Source organism: Ruegeria sp. AB10, from assembly GCF_056542745.1.
Genome location: NZ_JBQGAI010000010.1, coordinates 1 through 17,018, shown reverse-complemented (window position 1 = coordinate 17,018; position 17,018 = coordinate 1). Strand labels below are relative to the sequence as shown.

General features: G+C 60.3%; 11 protein-coding genes. 2 read left to right on the top strand and 9 right to left on the bottom strand.

The features are described from left to right. Nucleotides 1-5: 5 nt before the first annotated feature. The 5 genes from ACR0NT_RS16215 to ACR0NT_RS16195 all read right to left on the bottom strand — a co-directional run bounded on the left by ACR0NT_RS16215 (nt 6) and on the right by ACR0NT_RS16195 (nt 5,513). Nucleotides 6-2,738 (bottom strand): aminotransferase class I/II-fold pyridoxal phosphate-dependent enzyme, encoded by a 2,733-nt coding sequence (locus ACR0NT_RS16215; RefSeq protein WP_170674644.1) that lies wholly within the window; start codon nt 2,736-2,738, stop codon nt 6-8. Nucleotides 2,739-2,782: 44 nt separating this feature from the next. Then, nucleotides 2,783-3,751, bottom strand: coding sequence for a carbon-nitrogen hydrolase family protein (locus ACR0NT_RS16210; RefSeq protein ID WP_170449058.1), 969 nt, complete (start codon nt 3,749-3,751; stop codon nt 2,783-2,785). A 123-nt stretch (nt 3,752-3,874) separates the two neighbouring features. Beyond that, the gene (locus ACR0NT_RS16205) at nt 3,875-4,216 is read right to left on the bottom strand and encodes a hypothetical protein (protein ID WP_170449057.1); all 342 of its coding nucleotides are present in this window, start codon (nt 4,214-4,216) and stop codon (nt 3,875-3,877) included. A gap of 70 nt (nt 4,217-4,286) precedes the next feature. Then, nucleotides 4,287-4,808 (bottom strand): VOC family protein, encoded by a 522-nt coding sequence (locus ACR0NT_RS16200; RefSeq protein ID WP_170674643.1) that lies wholly within the window; start codon nt 4,806-4,808, stop codon nt 4,287-4,289. Between the two features lie 138 nt (nt 4,809-4,946). Then, entirely contained in the window at nt 4,947-5,513 is a 567-nt protein-coding gene (locus ACR0NT_RS16195; protein WP_170674640.1) for a cupin domain-containing protein, read from the bottom strand. Between the two features lie 151 nt (nt 5,514-5,664). Between ACR0NT_RS16195 and ACR0NT_RS16190 the strand changes: the two genes are divergently transcribed. Next, a complete protein-coding gene (locus ACR0NT_RS16190) occupies nt 5,665-6,942 on the top strand; it encodes a 4-aminobutyrate--2-oxoglutarate transaminase (RefSeq protein ID WP_170449054.1) in 1,278 nt (425 codons plus the stop codon). Nucleotides 6,943-6,944: 2 nt separating this feature from the next. Beyond that, nucleotides 6,945-8,420 (top strand): NAD-dependent succinate-semialdehyde dehydrogenase, encoded by a 1,476-nt coding sequence (locus ACR0NT_RS16185; RefSeq protein WP_480443367.1) that lies wholly within the window; start codon nt 6,945-6,947, stop codon nt 8,418-8,420. Nucleotides 8,421-8,516: 96 nt separating this feature from the next. On the opposite strand, the gene ACR0NT_RS16180 is transcribed toward ACR0NT_RS16185, so the two are convergent. The 4 genes from ACR0NT_RS16180 to ACR0NT_RS16165 form a co-directional block, all read right to left on the bottom strand. Beyond that, nucleotides 8,517-13,337, bottom strand: coding sequence for an NAD-glutamate dehydrogenase (locus ACR0NT_RS16180; protein ID WP_170674639.1), 4,821 nt, complete (start codon nt 13,335-13,337; stop codon nt 8,517-8,519). A gap of 212 nt (nt 13,338-13,549) precedes the next feature. After that, nucleotides 13,550-14,821 (bottom strand): type III PLP-dependent enzyme domain-containing protein, encoded by a 1,272-nt coding sequence (locus ACR0NT_RS16175; protein WP_170674638.1) that lies wholly within the window; start codon nt 14,819-14,821, stop codon nt 13,550-13,552. A gap of 88 nt (nt 14,822-14,909) precedes the next feature. After that, nucleotides 14,910-16,658 (bottom strand): gamma-glutamyltransferase, encoded by a 1,749-nt coding sequence (ggt, locus tag ACR0NT_RS16170; protein ID WP_170674636.1) that lies wholly within the window; start codon nt 16,656-16,658, stop codon nt 14,910-14,912. A 79-nt stretch (nt 16,659-16,737) separates the two neighbouring features. After that, nucleotides 16,738-17,018, bottom strand: a 281-nt coding sequence (locus tag ACR0NT_RS16165; protein WP_480442520.1) for a universal stress protein, incomplete at its 5' end; no start/stop codon positions are given.

Below are 17,018 nucleotides of genomic sequence, written 5' to 3'. Positions count from 1 at the left end.
GTCCCTTATGTTTTCTTGACTGATTTCAAAGCGTCTTCAGTGAAAATGCGCAGGCCCAGATCGGCGCGGAAACCGTGGATTTCCGACACATCCAGTTCCTGCATGAATTTCAGAATCTCGGGGCTGATCACCTGCCCCGGCACCAGAATGGGAAAGCCTGGCGGATAGGGGATCACGAAAGTGGCCGAGACCATTTCCTCGCCTGCTTCCAGCCGATCCAGCATGTTCTTGTCGGGCTCCACGTAATCGCAATTATCCTCGTCATAAGACAGGAAGAACGCGGTGCGGATATCTCCGGCCTCGGTGCCGTCAACACAGCGGAACGCGTCGTGGAAGCGGCTGAAATCAGGCAGCGGCGGGACGTGTTCGCTGAGGTTCTTGACGCGTTTTTCGAAGGCGCGCTTTTCCATCTTGGACGCGTCATCCATCAGGTCGTCCAGTTCCTTGGCGATCTCGACCAGCACCTCGATCAGATAGGCGACCGAGCTGCGCGTGGTGCCGATATTGGTCATGAACAACACGGTATTGCGCGAGGTCTTGTTGATCTGGATGCCGTATTTGTCCATCAGGATCTTGGTCTTGAACGTATCGCCATCCCAGCCCGTCGCGCCCACATGCAGGGTGATGCGGGTGGCATCCAGAACGAATTCGTCCTTGGCCCAGCAATCCCAGACGTCTGCCCAGCCCTGATCAGGATCGAAATAGCTGGTCATGCCGCTTTCGCGGTATTCTTCGGGGATCATGTCGCCCGCCGTGACCAGCCGGAAGTATTTCCTGAGCAGCGGATGGGTCGTCACCGCCCGGCGGATTGCCATGGCACTTTCGACCTGCCGCTGGACGAACTCGTATCCTTCGATCTCGACCTGCCGACGCCCCACGTCCAGCGAGGCGATGATCTGATAGTTGGGCGAGGTTGAGGTGTGGGTCATGTAGGCCTCGTGAAAGGCCTCTTCGACCGCGCCTTTGAACTGCTGGTCGTTGACGTGGATCATCGAACCCTGCCGCAACGCAGTCAGCGTCTTGTGCGTCGATTGCGTGGCATAGACCCGCACCCGCGCGTCCGGCGGCGCGATCAGGCGGGTGTTGAGCAATGTCTCATCATCCGCGCCCTCCAACTTGGCCTGCTGGGCGGCGTAAGCCTCGGCGTGTTCTGCCGTGCGGAACTTGTCGCGCAGCAGGTTGGCCGAGCGCATCGCCGTGCGCACGCGGGTGTTGGGGGCGAAACGGGCATAGCCGAACCAGGCCTCATCCCACAGGAACACAAGGTCTTTCTTGATCGCCAGACATTCCTGCATCACCCGCTGGACGTTGTAGACGATGCCATCGAACGTGCAGTTGGTCAGCAGCACCATACGCACCTGATCCAGCTTGCCCTCGGCCTTGAGGCTTAGCAGCTTATGCTTGATTTCGCGGATCGGCACCGCGCCGTACATCGAGTAGTCATGCAGCGGATAGCTGTCCATGTAGACAACGCTCGCGCCTGCCAGAACCATGCCGTAGTGGTGCGATTTGTGGCAGTCACGGTCGACCAGCACGATGTCGCCGGGGCGCACCAGCGCCTGCACCACGATCTTGTTGCAGGTTGACGTACCGTTGGTGGCAAAAAAGGTCTGTTTTGAGCCGAAGGCGCGGGCGGCAGCCTCTTGCGCCTCTTTGATCGGACCCTTGGGTTCCAGCAGCGAATCCAGACCGCCCGAGGTGGCCGAGGTTTCGGCCATGAAGATGTTCGAGCCGTAAAACGCGCCCATATCCTGAATCCAGTGGCTGCGGCTGATGGATTTGCCGCGGCTGATCGGCATCGCATGGAACACGCCGGTGGGCTGTTTGGAATATTCTTTCAGCGCGGTAAAAAACGGCGTTTTGTACCGTCGCTGCACCCCGCGCAGGATGTTCAGGTGCAGTTCCAGAAAGTCTTCCTGATTATAGAACACCCGCCGGCACAGACCCAGATCAAGCCCCGCGATATCCTCGGCGGACCGGTCGGTGATCAGATAGGCATCCAACTCGGGCCGCAGCTTGCCGATGCGGCGGCAGGTTTCGGGTCCGTATTCCGAAGGCGACAGCGCATCCAGATCGGCCCCTTCGCCATAAAGGCTGACATAACGGCCCAGAACGTTGGTTTCGTTTCTGGATTTCAGACTCAGGCCCGGACGGACGATGACGGCCTGCACATTCTGGTTGAACAGAACCCCGATCAGCGCGTCCTCGACGCTGGGGACGACGACAGTTTCGTAGATAAAGGGGTCTTCGCTGCGGCGCATCCGCTGCAGGCTGGTTTGCAGGAACCGTTCCTGATGTTCGTTGACGTTGTCGACGATCATCACCTCGAAATAGGGCCGCCCCAATGTGCGGGCTTCAAGGCTTTGGGCGGATTCGTCCTCGAACTCATCGCTTTCGGTTTCATCCGCGATCAGCGGGATCGAGCGACGGCGATACGCCCCCGAAGTCAGCGCCCGCGACACCCGGCGCACGGCAGTCGAGAAATCGGCGAAATTGCCGTGATCCAGCAACCGGCGCAAATAGTCGAAAGCAGATCCGCCCGGAAAAGCGAAGTACATCTCGATCGGGGCCAGCGCCTGTAACAGCTGCCGCGCGCGGTCCCGGTCTTTGTCGTGGCCACCCTGATCCAGCGATTCCGCCGTTTCCCGCAGCGCGCTCCATCTGTCCGCCCTCAGTTGCGAGGCGCTGTAATAGTCCGAGATGGTGTGGAGCTTTTCGCTGTCGGATAAGCCGTGCATGAAATCAATGTCCTTTCTGCCGATACCGAAATGCTGCGCTGGTATCAGTCTGTCCCTGAGCGCCCTTTGTAGAGATAGAGGTTATCGGGCTTTTTCGCGGCGTCTTCGCTGTATCCCAGCGCCGTTCTGGGGTCGGATGCGGCAACGCCTGCTACGTCGCCCTTCTGCGGAATGCGCAGCGGGCCAAGCGTGTGCAAATAGGCATCTGCACCGCTGTTACGGTCATAGACGGGGAAATCCGCCTCGCGGTCGCGGAAGCTTTTGAGGACCTGACCCAGACCTTTCAGCCCGACCTCGCGCTGGCGGCGGACCTGATCGAGGTCGATCTCGATGGGGAAGATATCTTCCTGTCCGGCAGACTGGTGCAGCACGGTGGCGGACGGATCGACCACCAGCGAGCGGCCCACTCCACCAGCGGCCAGCCCGTTCACGTCAAATACGTAACACTGGAACTGTGCGGCGGTGGCCTTGGCGATCGACAGCTCTGCCTCGCGGTCGGTGGTGCCGGTCAGGACCGGGTGCAGCAGCACCTCGACCCCCTGACTGGTCAGGTGCCGCGTGGTTTCGGGGAACCAGATATCATAGCAGATCGACAGGCCGAACCGGCCCACATCCGGCACGTCAAAGATGCAGAATTCGGTGCCCGACGAGATACTCTGCTCATAGGGCTTGAATGGAAACATCTTCGAGTATTTCGAGACGATCTCTCCATCCGGGTTGATCACCACAGACGTATTGAAAATCCGCCCGTCCTCGTGCTTTTCGAACATCGAGCCGGGGATCAGCCAGATACCATAGCGCCGCGCGGCGTCCTGAAAGCGCGACAGGTCGTCATTGGGGAAGGGCTGGGCAAACCGGTCAAGCGGGCCATAGGGCGCCAGTTCGCTGAACAGGGCCATCTGGGTCCAGGGGAACCGCGCCATCATCACATCGATCCGGTGCAGCATCGCCTCGACATTCGAATGCATGGCGCCGACATGCATCTGGATTCCGGTTATCGCAAAGGGGGTCATTTTTCGTTTCTTCTCTTTTTTCTTGCCGATTGCGACTGCCGTGGTGATCCGGCGTTCTTCATCGGAACATAAAACCGCGTGTTCGCGCAAGCCCGCTGTCACCGGGCGGTTGAGTTATCCGGCCTATTCCTCGGCCAGGTCTTCGCCGGGCGTTTCCACAAAGTCGATATCGTTGCGCACCCAGAAGAACCGGAAGCCACAACTGCGCAGCCATTTCTCCAACCGGTCCAGACTGGACCATTCCCGGCGCAGGCCGCGCGTGGATTCGACCAGCGCCCACTGGCCATCGACCAGAAAATAGACCGTCCAGGTGTTGGGATGCGCCGACTGGTTGGCAAAACCTCCGCTAACCACCTCGCGCGCGGTGCGCACGGCGACCGGATAGTCTCCGATCCGGTTTTCAGCGGCGAGGATGGCCAGATCGTTCTGGCGGATCGTGAAAGTGGGAAGGGGTGCGTCGTTCATGATTTGCCTGTTAAAGAACACACCCATTCCGGTACCCCACGATCCGTCTTCTGATCAACCTCTGACGGGATCACGCAGCCTCGGTCTGTTCAGCCGCCTCAGCGGCCTCAACCACGGCCTCAGCGTCCTGATCCTGAATCGCCTGAAACAGCGCCTTGCGGCGTTCGCTGATATCCTCGGATTTCAGGTTCTCGATCCGCGTCGCCAGCGTCCAGATATGGCCGAACGGGTCCGCAACGGTGGCGCAGCGCTCACCCCAATAGGTGTCGTTTGCGTCTGCAATCAGGGTCGCGCCATTGTCCACAGCGGTCGCAAGTGCCGCGTCGGCATCTTCGACATACATGTGATGGCCAACCGGAATGACAGTGCCCGGAACGGTCGGAACATGCGCGCCCCAGCCGGCGGTCACGAACAGCATCGAGTTGCCGATCTTGATGGCGGCAAAACCGGGGGCCTCTTCCGCGTCATAGGCCTGAATCGTTGCATCAAAGGCTTTTTCATAAAAGGCCAGCGCTGCAGGAACGTCTGCGACAGCAAGCGATGCGGTGCAGGTGCGATAGCCGCGGGGCAGGGTGGCAGGCTTCTTTTTCATAGCTCAAATCTCCGAATAGGGCGGGGGTCGCCCGTTGGAACATGCGGGAAAAGTCCCGCACTATGAATCATACTGTGGATCAACTTGGTGGATATTGCAACACTATGATGCATAGTGCTGGGATTTCTGCGCTGAAGGTCAGAATGTCGGTGGGGTACAGGCGCTGACGATCCGGCATTTTTCCGGGCCCACCTGCCGGAAGCGGTGCGGCGTGCGGCTGTCGAAATAATAGGCATCCCCCGGCCCCAATACCTTGCGCTGATCACCCACCGTTACTTCAACGCGGCCCGAAATCACGATGCCGCCCTCTTCTGCCTCGTGCCCGTACATCACGCGGCCTGTATCTGCGCCCAGATCATAGGTCTCCTGCAGGATCATCATCGCGCGACCATAAAGATTCGAACCCACCTGCCGCAAAGACAGCCCACCCTTGCCGATCTCGGTCAGGTCTTCGGCGGCATAAAACACGGTCTGTTCGCTTTCGATCTCGAAGGAAAAGAAATCGGACATGCTGATCGGAATGCCCTGCAAAATCCGCCGCAACGCCCCGACCGAAGGGTTCATCTTACCCGACTCGATCAGCGAGATCGTCGAGTTCGGCACATCCGACTTCTTAGCCAGCGCCCGCTGCGACAGGCCCGCGCGTTCTCGCAGGGTCCGCAAGCGCAATCCAAGGGTCAGATCATCCTGATTGGCGTTCTTCATGTTCACTATCCGCATCACTTGAGGGGTGCCGGGACCGTAAATCAAGGGGTTATGATTCACAAGAAACAGGCTTTCGTTCGGGGCTGTGGGCACTACAGTCACGCGGTCAGATTTGCGGGCGCGCACGCCCGGTAACCCGAAAGGACGCAAGATGCTGAATGCTCAGATTGCTGAACGCCGCAACACCTCGATCGCGCAGGGCGTGGGGATGCAGACACAGGTCTATGTGGACCGCGCCGCGAACTCCGAGGTGTGGGACGTCGAGGGCAAGCGCTATATCGATTTCGCCGCTGGCATCGCCGTTGTGAACACCGGGCATTGCCACCCCAAGGTGATGGAGGCGGTCACGACCCAGGCCGCGAATTTCACCCATACCTGCCATCAGGTTCTGCCCTACGAAAATTACATCCGTCTGGCCGAGCGCCTGAACGAGAAGGTGCCCGGCGATTTCACAAAGAAGACCGTCTTTGTGACCACCGGTGCCGAAGCGGTTGAGAACGCCGTCAAGATCGCCCGCGCGGCCACCGGCCGCCCCGCCGTGATCGCCTTTGGCGGCGGTTTTCATGGCCGCACCTTCATGGGTATGTCCCTGACCGGCAAGGTGCAGCCCTACAAGGCGGGCTTCGGCGCGATGATGCCCGACACCTATCACGTGCCTTTCCCGGTTGAGCTGCACGGCACCTCGACCGAGGATTCGCTGGGCGCGCTGACCAAGCTGTTCAAGGCCGATCTGGACCCGGGCCGCGTGGCCGCCATCATCATCGAGCCGGTTCAGGGCGAAGGCGGCTTCTACCCCGCCCCTGCCGAACTGATGCGGGGCCTGCGCGCGCTGTGTGACGAACATGGCATCGTTCTGATTGCTGACGAAGTGCAGACAGGTTTCGCCCGCACCGGCAATCTGTTTGCGATGGATGCCTATGACGTGGCCGCCGACATCACCACCATGGCCAAAGGTCTGGCGGGCGGTCTGCCTCTGGCCGCTGTCACCGGTCGCGCCGACCTGATGGACGCCGCACAACCCGGCGGTCTGGGTGGCACCTATGGCGGCAACCCTCTGGGCATCGCTGCGGCCCATGCGGTGATGGATGTGATCGAAGAAGAAGACCTGTGCGCCCGCGCCAACGAGATGGGCTCGCGCCTGAAACAGCGTCTGGAATCGATCCGCGCCCGCACGCCCGAAATCGTCGACATCCGCGGCCCCGGCTTCATGATCGCCGCCGAGTTCAACACCACCGATGGCAGCGCCCCGAACCCCGAGATGGCCAATGCCGTGCGCGCCGAGGCGCTCAAGCGCGGATTGATCCTGCTGACCTGTGGCGTATATGGGAACGTAATCCGTTTCCTCGCGCCGCTGACGGTGCAGGACGAGATCTTCGCCGAGGCGATGGATATCCTCGAAGCCTCGGTCGACGCTGCCAAAGGAGCCTGAACATGCTGGATACCAAAGTGACCAAGCTGGAGCTGAAAGATCCCAGCCTTCTGGAAACCCGCGCCTATATCAACGGCGCATGGGTCGAAGGCGAAGCGACCTTCCCGGTCCACAACCCCGCCACGGGCGATCTGATCGCCAACGTGACCGATATCAGCATCGAGGGCACCGCGCAGACCGTGGACGCGGCTTACGCGGCCAAGAAAGAATGGGCGGCGCAAACCGGCAAGGAACGCGGCGCGATCCTGCGCAAGTGGTTCGATCTGATGGTCGAAAACGCCGACGATCTGGCCACCATCCTGACCGCCGAGATGGGCAAACCCTGGGCTGAAGCGCGCGGAGAGATCCTCTATGGTGCCTCCTTCATCGAATGGTTCGCGGAAGAGGCCAAGCGCGTCTACGGCGACGTCATCCCCGGCCATCAGCGCGATAAGCGCATCGTGGTTCTGAAACAGCCCGTTGGTGTGGTCGGTTCGATCACCCCGTGGAACTTCCCCAACGCGATGATCGCCCGCAAGGTCGGCCCGGCGCTGGCGGTGGGCTGTACCTTTGTGGCACGACCCGCAACTCTGACGCCGCTGTCGGCGCTGGCGATGGCCGTGCTGGGTGAACGTGCGGGCATCCCGGCGGGTGTGTTCAACGTGATCCCCGGCACTGACAGTTCCGGCGTGGGCAATGAGCTGTGCACCAATGACAAGGTTGCCAAGATCACCTTCACCGGCTCGACCCGCGTGGGCCAGATCCTGATGCGTCAGGCAGCGGGAACGATCAAGAAGATGTCGCTGGAACTGGGTGGCAACGCGCCGTTCATTGTGTTCGACGACGCCGATGTGGATGCCGCCGTGGACGGTGCGATGATCGCCAAGTTCCGCAACAATGGCCAGACCTGCGTTTGTGCCAACCGCATCTATGTGCAGGCGGGCGTTTATGACGAATTCGCCGCCAAGCTGGCTGAGAAGACCAAGGCGCTGAACGTCGGAGACGGCTTCGGCGACGGTGTGACCACCGGCCCGCTGATCAACGACGCAGCGGTTGCCAAGGTCGAGGAGCATATCTCGGACGCGGTTTCCAAAGGCGCCAAGGTCACACTGGGCGGCAAGCGGTCCGATCTGGGCGGCACGTTCTTCGAGCCCACCGTTCTGACCGGGGTGACAAGCGACATGGTTGTGGCAAAGGATGAAACCTTCGGCCCCGTCGCGCCCCTGTTCAAGTTCGAAGACGAGGACGACGTGGTCGCCATGGCCAATGACAGTGAATTCGGTCTGGCTTCGTATTTCTACAGCCGCGATCTGGCGCGCGTCTGGCGCGTGGCCGAAGGGCTGGAATCGGGCATGGTCGGCATCAACACCGGCCTGATCTCGACCGAGGTCGCGCCCTTTGGCGGCGTCAAACAGTCCGGCCTGGGCCGTGAAGGCTCGAAATATGGCACCGAGGACTTCCTCGAGATCAAATATCTCTGCATGGGCGAGATTTCCTGATCCCCCGACGCCCGGCTTCGGCCAATGGCGTCAACCCAAGGACCGGGCTTCGCACAAGCCCGGTCCTTTTTTGTCTGGTCTCGGGCAGACCCGAACTCAGGTCGCCAGCAACGCGAAATGCGAGGACGCAACCGCCAGTTTGGACACGCTCAACGCGCCACCTGAGCGCAGTTCGGCAATCAGCCGGTCCGTGCGTTGCACCAAATCGCCGTTCTGATCCACCCAATGGGCAACACTTTCCTGGCCGGAATTCGCCCCGGACAGCACCAGCGCAGCGGCAGCAATGTTGGACTGATGCACCCGGATATCCGACATCAGACGGGCAAGCGCGACCCGTTCCCAATGATCGCCAACGGCAACGCTTCTGGCACGCGACCGCAACCAGTCGAGGCTGAACCGGGCCCCGGTTGCGAAATAGCTGGCAGCCACATCCCGTACCTCAAGCTGCAAGCGTTCCGAGACATCAAAGATGTCCATCGCGCCGCCCAGCAGCTCAAGCGTCGCAACTTTCGAGGCCAGATCGTCCGGAGTGCCCTTTTTCAGCAACTCATCCGTCCGCTGCTTGAGCCGTTCCAGCGAAAATGCACTGACCGTTGCTTCGGCGACCGACGCAATTTCGGCGATGCCCGGCTGATAGACCGCAATTGCATCGCCAATCGAACGGACATTGTTCTTGATCAGCCGCTGGCACTGGGCGGCAAGCATTTCCGACAGCGCGCGGTGAATTTCGATCTGCACATCTGCTGCAAGCTTGTTGTCGAGCGCGTTGACCTCGGCGGCGGTTTCGGCAAGGCCGAAAATCTCGCGGTCGATGATGAACGCCTTGACGATTTCGCCCACGGTCGCGCCGGTATCTTCGCGCAGGCGCGCGCAGAAAGTCGGGCCGATTTCGTTGACCAGCATATTGACGACCACGGTCGCGATGATCTCGCGCCGCAGGCGGTGGTTGCGCAGAACCTCAGGATGTGCAGTTCGCAGTGGGGTCGGCATATATTCGATCAGGAACCGTTCCATATACGGGTCGTCAAGCACATCCGACTTCACCAGATCCGAGAAGATGTCGTTCTTGGCATAGGCGACAAGCACGGCGATCTCTGGCCGGGTCAGGCCCCGACCGGCGGCGCGGCGTTCGGCGATTTCTTCCTCATCGGGCAGATACTCGACCGCGCGGTCCAGCTTGCCTTCGGCCTCCAGCCCCTCCATGAACCGGACATGGTTGTCGAGCAGCGCCGGGCCAGCGGCCTCATCCAGCGAGATTGCGAGGGTCTGGTGATAATTGGTCTTCAGCACCAGCTCGCTGACCTCGTCGGTCATCTCGGCCAGCAGCGTGTTGCGCTGTTTTTCTGTCATGTCGCCTGCATCGACGACGGCACCAAGGGCAATCTTGATATTGACCTCATGGTCCGAACAATCCACCCCGGCCGAGTTGTCGACAGCGTCGTTGTTGATCTTGACGCCACCCTGAGCCAGCTGAATACGGCCCATTTGGCTGACGCCCAGATTGGCGCCCTCGCCGATCACTCGCACCCGCACTTCGTTGGCGTTGACCCGGATCTGGTCGTTGGCCCGATCGCCGGTATCGGCGTGGGATTCAGCGGCACTTTTGATATAGGTGCCGATCCCGCCGAACCACATCAGGTCGGCCTGCGATTTCAGCAAGGCACGGATCAGTTCAAACGGAGTGACAGTTTTGTCGTCCAGCCCAGTCAGCTTTCTGATCTCGGGCGTCAGCTTGATAGACTTGGACGACCGCGAGAATACACCGCCGCCTTTTGAGATCAGCTTGGAATCATAGGATTCCCAGCTCGAACGCGGCAGTTCGAACAACCGCTTGCGCTCGGCAAAGCTGATCGCCGGGTCGGGGGTCGGGTCGATGAAAATGTCGCGGTGGTCGAAAGCGGCAACCAGTTTGATCTGGTCCGACAACAGCATACCGTTGCCGAACACATCCCCCGACATGTCCCCACAGCCGATGACCGTAAAGGGCTGCGTCTGGGTATCGTGATCCAACTCGCGGAAATGGCGCTTCACGGCCTCCCACCCGCCCTTGGCGGTGATCCCCATGCCCTTGTGGTCATATCCGTTCGAGCCGCCCGAGGCGAAGGCGTCGCCCAGCCAGAACCCGTATTCCGTGGCCAACGCGTTGGCATAGTCTGAAAACGTCGCCGTTCCCTTGTCGGCGGCGACAACCAAATAGGGGTCGTCGGGATCGCGGCGCACAACGGCGTTGGGCGGGATGATATCGGAACCCGAAATATTGTCGGTGATGTCCAGCATGCCGGACAGGAAAATCCGGTAACAGCGCACCGCCTCGGCCATCACCTCTTCCCGGGTGCCACCGGCGGGCAGGGTCTTGGGCAGGAACCCGCCCTTCGAGCCGACCGGCACGATAACCGCATTCTTGACCTGCTGCGCCTTTACCAGCCCCAGCACTTCGGTCCGGTAATCTTCCTTGCGGTCGGACCAGCGCAACCCGCCGCGCGCCACCGAGCCATAGCGCAAATGCACCCCTTCGACCGAGGTCGAGTAGACAAAAATCTCGCGCCACGGGCGCGGCAGCGGCAGTTCGTCCAGTTTGGAACAATCGAACTTGAACGACATGTAGGATTTGTCGTGGCCATCGGCGTCAGGCTGGAAGTAGTTGGTGCGCAGCGTCGCCTGAATAGCATTGCGGAACCGGCGCAGGATCTGGTCGAAGTCAAGGCTTGCGACCTGCTCCAGCATGCTTTCGATATCTGCGGCGATCTCATCTGTCGCCTTGTCCCGCGCGTCGGCATCCCCCGAAACATCCGGATCAAACAGGGCCTGAAACAGGTCCACAAGCTTGCGCGCAATGTCGGGATTGGCGATCAGGGCGTCCTGCATATAGGGCACCGAGTACGGAATCCGTGCCTGACGCAGGTATCCGCCATAGGCCCGCAACAGCGCAGTTTCACGGATCGACAGACCGGCAACCAGCACCAGCCGGTTCAGCGGATCGTCATCAGCATTCCCGGCCCAGAGCGAAGAGAAGGCTTCCTCAAGATTGCTGCGGACTGCTGTGACGTCGATACCCTGCCCGTCCGAGGACTGCATGTGGAAATCGTGGATCCAGATGGTTTCCTCACCTCGGTCAATCCGGAACGGATGCTCGGCCAGAATGCGAAACCCGAGGTTTTCGAGGATCGGAAGACAATCGGACAGCGGCACGGACGGCCCGCGCTTATACAGTTTGAAACGCACGCTGTGCTCGGGGTCTTCCAGCCTGCGGTAGAACTTCAGCACCAGGTCGGTTTCCCCGGTCAACTGCTCCATCTTGTCAATGTCGGACACGGCCGAGACGGCCTGAAACTCGTCCCGGTAGGACACCGCAAACCCATCGCTGTAGAGCGCATGCAGCCTGTTGCCTTTGGATTCGCCCTTGCGTTCAACCAGCGCGTCATGAAGGTGATCGCCCCAGCTGCGCACCGCGTCGATGATCCGCGCCTCGAGCGCGGCGGCCTCTTCCTTCGAGGCGACCTTGCCGCTGAGCGCGATGACGTAATGCACCCGTGCCAGAACCTCGTCAAAGGCGGGTTCCCATGTGGCCACACGGCCTTCGAACTCTTCTGCGAGAATGTCGCCGATCTTGGTCCGCAACTCGGTATTATAGCGCTCGCGCGGGACGTAGACGAGGCAGGACACGAACCGCCCGAACCGGTCCGGGCGCAGCAACAGCCGCGATCTTGGACGGATGGTCAGGTGCAGCGCGTTGATGGCGTTTTCGAACATCTGGTCATCAGAGCTCTGAAACAGCTCGTCACGCGGGTAGGTCCCCAACACATGCGTCAGGGCTTTGCCGTCGTGGCTGTCCGGGGTAAAGCCGGAGCGTTCGATGACACGCTCGACCTTTTGCCGCAGCAGGGGAATCGACTTGGGGCTGCGATTATAGGCAGCGGCGGTAAAATGCCCGATGAACACATGCTCACCGGTCTGTTTTCCTTTCCCGTCGAACTGCTTGACCCCGATCAGATCAAAATGAGTCGCGCGGTGAACGGTCGAGCGGCGGTTCGCCTTGATGATCATCAGCGGAGAGATGTCGCTGGCAAAGGCATCCATCTCGGGCGAGCGGTCGGTGAAATCGCCATTCAGGTCGCGCAGTACGGTAAAGTCCGGATCGCGCATCAGGCCAAGCGCGCTCTTGCCGACCTGACGCATTGCGCCGGTCTTCCCGTCGGCCGCATATTCGCGGTATCCCAGAAAGGTGAAGTGGTTTTGCGCCAGCCAGTCCAGGAATTCGACAACCTCGGCCGTGACTGCCTTGGATTTCTTGGGGGCATTGCCTTTTAGCATCTCGTTCACGGCGCCCAGACGCTCCATGATGGGCTGCCAATCCTCGACCGAAACGCGTACATCCTTCATGATCTGGGCGACCTCGGCCTCAAGCCGATCAATCTGCGCCTGATCCCCGATCTGGTCGATCTGCACCTGGATCATCGACTCGACCATACATTTGGCATCGGATGCGCCGGGCGCACCGACCCGTATGCCGTCGGAGGCCCGTTTGACCTGCAGTAGCGGGTGGATCAGGGAGTGGATCGATAAGCCCTGCCCGGCCAGGAAAGACGTGACCGAGTCGACAAGGAACGGCATGTCGTCATTGACGATTTCCAGAACGGTGTGGGCGCATTCCCACCCATGTTCCGCCATGCGAGGGTTGTACATCCGCACGCGCGCCTCGCCCGATGGTTTATGCGCCGCAAATTTCCACAGCGCCAGGGACGCGCCATAAACCTCTTCCGCTGTCCGGCCCTGCAGGTCTTCGAACGACGATCGGCCATACAGCAAATCCAGTGCGGTCAGGAAATCGTCGCAGTCCGTTTTGTCCAACCGCGCCGAAGCGATGGCGCGAACTTCGTCCAGCAATTGATCGAAAGCGGGGTTTTCAGTTTTTGTCATTGCACTCTCCCAGCGGCGGCTGGCCGCCATTCAATTTCTGTTGGCAGTCGGATTCTGAACAGAATCGTCCGCCTGATGTCGATACACGTTCTCACACTGACGGTACCTGCGAAATCCGATTCCCTGACGCGATCGGCCACCTTTGTTTCAATGTATCAAAGATAAACCGAATTGATCGCCAAGGTCTTTGCGCACACGGACCGTCAGCCGCGCTACGACATATTCGAAACCACCTCGCTAAGCGTCTCTGCCCTGCGGATCAGTTCGATCGACAACCCGTCGGACTTGCTGCTGGCGCCATATACAGCGATGCGGGGCAGGCTGTTATAGTCGAAATGGTTGCTGAAATAATACGCACCGGTGTCATAGATCGCCACATAATCATTGGGGTCAAGACGGGGGATCAGCACCTCTTTGGCCACCAGATCGGCGGCGAAACAGCAGGGTCCGGCCACGTCGGTATGCACCTTGTCTTCGGTTTTCAGCTCTCCATCGGGTGTGAAACCTTCGACCCGAATGGGCCATGCGGCAGGCAGGAACGCCGTGCGCGTCATGATCTGCGCGCCGGCATGGGTGGTTGCGATGTGCCGCCCTCCGGCGTTCTTGGTGTATTCCACGCGGGTCGCCATGAACCCGTTCTTGGCAGCAATCGCGCGGCCAAATTCGGTTTTCACCGTGTATTTCCTGGTAAACAGCAGCGGCACGTGCTGGCGCAGCACCTCGGCATACTCGGCAAAGGTCGGCTTGACCTCGGGCGAGGCAAAGTTAACCGGCAACCCACCCCCGATATCAAGCCGGGTGATCTGCTGTTCGCCCTTGCGCGCATTGATCTCTTCGGCCACAGCGACCAGTTCGCCGATCCCCTGCGCCATCAGTTCCAGCGGGCAGCCCTGCGATCCGGCATGGGTGTGGATCGAGGTCAGCCACGGGTATTTCAGGTAATAATCGATCAGCTTTTCGCGGTTGCCCTCATCCCCGATGGGATAGCCGAATTTCGAGGTATTGGTCGCCGTGCTGGTCGATGAGATTGCGCCCGAGCCGATCTGCGGGTTGATGCGAAAACCGATGATGGCCTCGGAATTGGGATAATCCTCGATCAGCGCAGCGACGCGTTCGAGTTCCTGTTCATTGTCCAGATTGAACGCGATGGAGTGTTTCAGGCATTGCCGCAGATCATCCATCGTCTTGGCCGGGGAATCGAAGATGATCTTGGAGATATCGAAGCCCGCCGATTGCGCCATGGTCAGCTCTCCGGGGCTGGCCACCTCAGCGCCGATGCCGCAATGAGAGATTTTCATCAGCACATGGCGCAGTGAGTTCGCCTTGACCGCGAAGGTGTGCTGGAAATTATCAGGGAACGCGGCGATCAGATCGTCAATGGATTTGGCCAGACCATCCAGATCCATGAAGCCCAGCACAGTGCTTTCGCTGTCCAGAAGCCGGTCTTCAATGGCGCGTTGCAGGATCAGATGTTCTCGGTTCATTGGGACGGCTCCGGAATGTGGTGTTAATTCTATTAGCTGAAATGAAAGCGGCGGCCCAACCGAGCCGCCGCGATCCGGTCCTGTGAGGTTACTGCCCCAGCGCCACGCCTTCGCGGCGTGGATCGGCGGCACCGATCAATTGACCATCCTTTATCAGGATCGCATGCAGGCCCGAGTTCAGGTCTGCAGCCTTGACCTCATGCCCCTTCGCGGCCAGCGCGTCGAGGAAATCGGCAGCGGCGGTTTCCTGTTCCACCTCCATGCTCGATCCGTTGCGGTGCACGAAATGCCCCGTTTCGATGGCGTCCTGCGGGTCCATGTCCCAGTCGAGGACCGCGATGATGGTCTTGGCCACATAGTTGATGATGCGGCTGCCACCGGGTGAGCCGATCAGCAGATAAGGCTCACCATCTTTCATCACGATGGTCGGCGACATCGAGCTGCGCGGACGCTTGCCGCCCTCGACCCTGTTGGCCACCCAGCGGTCACCATCCTTGGGCGCGCGGTCAAAGTCGGTCAGCTCGTTGTTCAGCAGGAAGCCCCGCACAAAGACACGGCTGCCAAAGAAGGTCTCGATGGTCGTGGTCATCGACAGCGCGTTGCCATACTGGTCGCGGATCACGATATGGCTGGTTCCGGGACGATCGGGGTTCTGCGACGGCGCAAACAGCGCGGTGTGATCGCGCGGCGGCTCACCGGCCGAGCGCTTTTCACTGGCCGCTGCCGGGTCGATCATTTCCGAACGCAGTTTCAGGTAGTCCTTGTCCAGCAGACCTTTGACCGGCACGTCAACGAAATCGCTGTCAGCCATATAAAGCGCACGATCGGCATAGGCCAGCTTGGCGGCTTCGGCATAGAGGTGCGCCAGTTCGGCGTTCCAACCGGTGCTCTTTAGATCAAAGTTGTTCAGGATACCCAGAATCTGCCCGACGGTCAGACCGCCCGAGGTCGGCGGACCCATGCCGCAGACGTCATAGCCGCGATAATCAGCACAGACGGCCGGACGGACCTTGACGCGATAGGCGGCCATGTCTTCCAGCGTGATGTTGTTTTCCACCTTCGAGGTCGCATCGACGGCGGCCACGATATCCTCGGCAATCGGACCGTGATAGAAGGCATTCGCGCCCTGATCGGCCAGAATACGCAGGGTCTCGGCGAAATCCGGGTTCTTCAGCAGGGTGCCTTCAGCCAGCGGGCTGCCATCTTCGTTGAAGAAATATTCCTTGGCGCCGGGGAAGACGTCCAGATAGCGTTCGCGGTCGATGGTCGACTGGATCGAGTTCGCCATGCGCGGCGAAACTTCGAACCCGTTCTCGGCCTGTTCGATGGTCGACTGGAACAGCGAGGCCCAGTCTTTCTTGCCATAAAGGTTATGGGTCACCTCCATCAGACGCAGGATGCCGGGTACACCAACAGCCTGCCCGCCCGAGATCGCCTCGGCAAAGGGGATCTTCTCGCCTTCGGCATTCAGGAACCGCTCTGGTTTCGCCTTGGCCGGAGCCTTTTCGCGCGCGTCAAAGGTGTTCAGGGTTTCGGATTCCGCGTCCCAGTACAGCAGGAACGCACCACCGCCGATGCCCGAGGATTGCGGTTCGACCAGGTTCAGCATCAGCTGGACGGCGATCATCGCATCTGCCGCGGTACCGCCCGCGGCCAGCACATCATAGCCCGCCTTGGCGGCAATCGGGTTGGCAGCAGAGACCATGAACTCGGTGCCGGTGACCGAATCTTTGTCCTCCCAGCCATACCCATATTCCGGCGCGGGGTCCTGCGCACTGGCCGTGCCCGCAATGACCCCAAGGGCCAGCGCTGCACTCGTTCTCAAAAATGTCCTCATCAGTTAATCCTCCCGGTGATGATTGACGGTTTATCGGTTTGTTCTGCTCTTGTGGTTTCCTGCTGCACCAGACCCTGATCTACCTTACCACGTAGACCGAGACGGTTGAGTGTCTGACGACGCGGGCTGCGTTTGGGCCTAGGAGGTAGTCTTTGAGGTCTGGTTTATGGGCGCCGATGACGATGAGGTCGCTGCCCGCTTCCTTGGCGGTGTGCAGAATCTCCTGATAGGCGGTGCCGGTGGCGACGACGTGGCGAATCCTGGCGTTCCGCTCGTCCCCCAGGGCTGCAATGCACAGTTCGGACAGCTTGGCCTGCGCCTGTTCCAGCGCCTTGTCGTGGAACCCGGAGTCGAAGAACC